Annotated in this window: 3 protein-coding genes; 2 read left to right on the plus strand and 1 reads right to left on the minus strand. The window is 69.9% G+C overall.

What is annotated here, in order from left to right:
* Positions 1 to 706: SDR family oxidoreductase (locus C1I93_RS30280; RefSeq protein ID WP_111246650.1), on the minus strand; the 706-nt coding region annotated here is incomplete at its 3' end.
* Between the two features lie 134 nt (positions 707 to 840).
* On the opposite strand from C1I93_RS30280, the gene C1I93_RS30285 reads away from it, so the two are divergent.
* Together C1I93_RS30285 and C1I93_RS30290 are read left to right on the plus strand one after the other, a co-directional pair.
* On the plus strand, positions 841 to 1,299 hold the full coding sequence (locus C1I93_RS30285) for a peroxiredoxin (RefSeq protein ID WP_111246651.1): 459 nt from the start codon (positions 841 to 843) through the stop codon (positions 1,297 to 1,299).
* A gap of 72 nt (positions 1,300 to 1,371) precedes the next feature.
* Positions 1,372 to 2,118: a hypothetical protein gene (locus tag C1I93_RS30290; protein WP_111246652.1), complete on the plus strand. Its 747-nt coding sequence runs from the start codon at positions 1,372 to 1,374 to the stop codon at positions 2,116 to 2,118.
* Positions 2,119 to 2,156 lie beyond the last annotated feature (38 nt).

Raw genomic sequence — 2,156 nt, forward strand, 5'->3', positions numbered from 1 at the left:
GGACGGTGCCGGTGGTGTAGGAGGCGTCGGGGCTGAGCAGCCAGGTGATGGCGGCGGCGACTTCGTCGGGTTCGCCGGGGCGGCCGAGCGGGATGCGGCTGGAGGCGCGGTCGGGGCGGTCGGGTTGGCCGGAGAGGGCGTGGAGGTCGGTGCGGATGATGCCGGGGGCGACGGCGTTGACGCGGATGCCGTGGGGGGCGAGTTCCTTGGCCAGGCCGATGGTGAGGGTGTCGGTGGCGGCTTTGACGGCGGCGTAGTGGACGTACTCCCCTGGGCTGCCGAGGGTGGCGGCGGCGGAGGAGATGTTGACGATGGCGGCGCCGTGGGTCATGCGGCGGGCGGCCTGTTGGGCGCAGAGGACGTAGCCGATGAGGTTGACGTCGACGACGTTGCGCAGGTCGTTGGGGTCGAGGTCGGTGAAGGGGCCGATGGGGCTGGTGATGCCGGCGTTGTTGACCAGTCCGGTGAGGGGGCCGAGTTCGGCGGCGGCGTCGAACAGGGCGGTGACCTGGTCGGGGTCGCGGGTGTCGGCGGGTACGGCGATGGCGTGGACGCCGGTGGCGCGGAGCTCGGCGGTGATGGTGTCGGCGGTGTGGTGGTCGTTGCGGTAGCCGAGGGCGAGGTGGTGGCCGGCGTGGGCGAGGCGGCGGGCGGTGGCGGCGCCGATGCCGCGGGTGCCGCCGGTGATGATGGTGACGGGTGCCATGCGGTCCTCTCCCCTGCTGCTTCTGGGTGTGCGTGAGGTTACCGGCGGTGCTGGTGGGGCGGGAAGCTGGGTGTGATCGGGCACACCGGACGGTGGCATACGCTGTGCCGCACGTCGGATGAGGAGGATCGGGAATGGGTGTGGGTGTCGGGGATCTGGTCGAGGATTTCGAGTTGCCGGACGAGACGGGTCAGCTGCGACGGTTGTCGGAGTTGTTGGCGGCGGGGCCGGTGGTGTTGTTCTTCTATCCGGCGGCGATGACGCGGGGTTGTACGGCGGAGAGTTGCCATTTTCGGGATCTGGCGGCGGAGTTCGCGGCGGTGGGTGCGCAGCGGGTGGGCATCAGTAGGGATTCGGTGGCGCGGCAGGCGGAGTTTTCGCGGCGGCACGGGTTCGATTTTCCGTTGTTGTCGGATCCTGAGGGTGTGGTGGCGGATCGGTTCGGGGTGCGGCGGCGGTTGCCGTTGGGGCCGTTGAGTATTCGGCGGATGACGTTCGTGATCGGGACGGATCGGCGGATCGTCGAGGTGGTGCACAGTGAGCTGGGTATGGAGGCGCACGCGGATCGGGCGTTGCGGGCGTTGGGGGGCTGATCTTCAGGTTGTCGTTGGCGGCTGGTATCAAGGCAGGCGTCTGAACATGTGTACGAGGGAAGAGGTTGTGTGATGGGTGCCGCTGGCCAGGGTTTGTCCGATGACGAGGTACGCGGCATCCGGGAGGCGTTGGCCGCGGGCCGTAAGCCGAAGGTGGTGTTCACGGCGTCGGCGGGTCAGGTTGCCGGGCAGTTGGGTCAGGTGGTCGAGTTGACCGATCCGGCGCTGTCCGACGAGTTCGTGGTGGTGCGGTTCGGGCGTGACGAGTTGCCCTTCTCCCCTGCTGATGTGGCGGTGGCGCCGAAGGGTGCGGGGCGTCGGCCGGTGGAGGCGAAGGTGGAGCCGGCGCCGGTCGAGGCGGCGGTGGTGGCGGTGGAGCCGGAGTTCGTGTTGGACCGGGTGCCGCAGCCGCGGCCGGAGGAGTCGAAGCAGCGGGAGGAGTCGAAGGTGGAGACGGTGGAGACGGTGGAGACGAAGCCGCCGGCGCGGCGGGCGGTGAAGGCGGTGAAGCCGAAGGGGCCGGCGGGTTTGACGGTGACGTTGGCGTACGCCGACGGTGAGTGGACGGTGGCGGCGCAGCAGGGTGGGAAGGTGTTGGCGAAGCCGTACGTGTTGAAGCCGGCGGAGGCGTTGCGGATGGTGGCGTTGGTGGATGTGCCGGGGGTGCATGAGGCGGTGGAGCAGATTCTGTCGACGGAGCGGTCGGAGGCGGAGCGGCAGGCGGAGAAGTTGCGGGCCGAGTTGGCGGAGATCGAGGCGCGGTTGGCGGAGTTGCGTGAGGCGGGTTCGGAGGACGTGGAGGCGGGTGGCGTCGGCTGAGTGTGGTGTGGTGGGTCGGGGGCCTGGGGCGTGTGCCC

Origin of the sequence: Micromonospora endophytica (assembly GCF_003236305.1) — a bacterium.
GTDB lineage: Bacteria > Actinomycetota > Actinomycetes > Mycobacteriales > Micromonosporaceae > Micromonospora > Micromonospora endophytica.

What these genes read in the sequence shown, in the direction of transcription:
- C1I93_RS30285 (WP_111246651.1), top strand. Translation starts at nt 841, where the DNA reads ATGGGTGTGGGTGTCGGGGATCTGGTCGAGGATTTCGAGTTGCCGGAC.
- C1I93_RS30290 (WP_111246652.1), top strand. Translation starts at nt 1,372, where the DNA reads ATGGGTGCCGCTGGCCAGGGTTTGTCCGATGACGAGGTACGCGGCATC.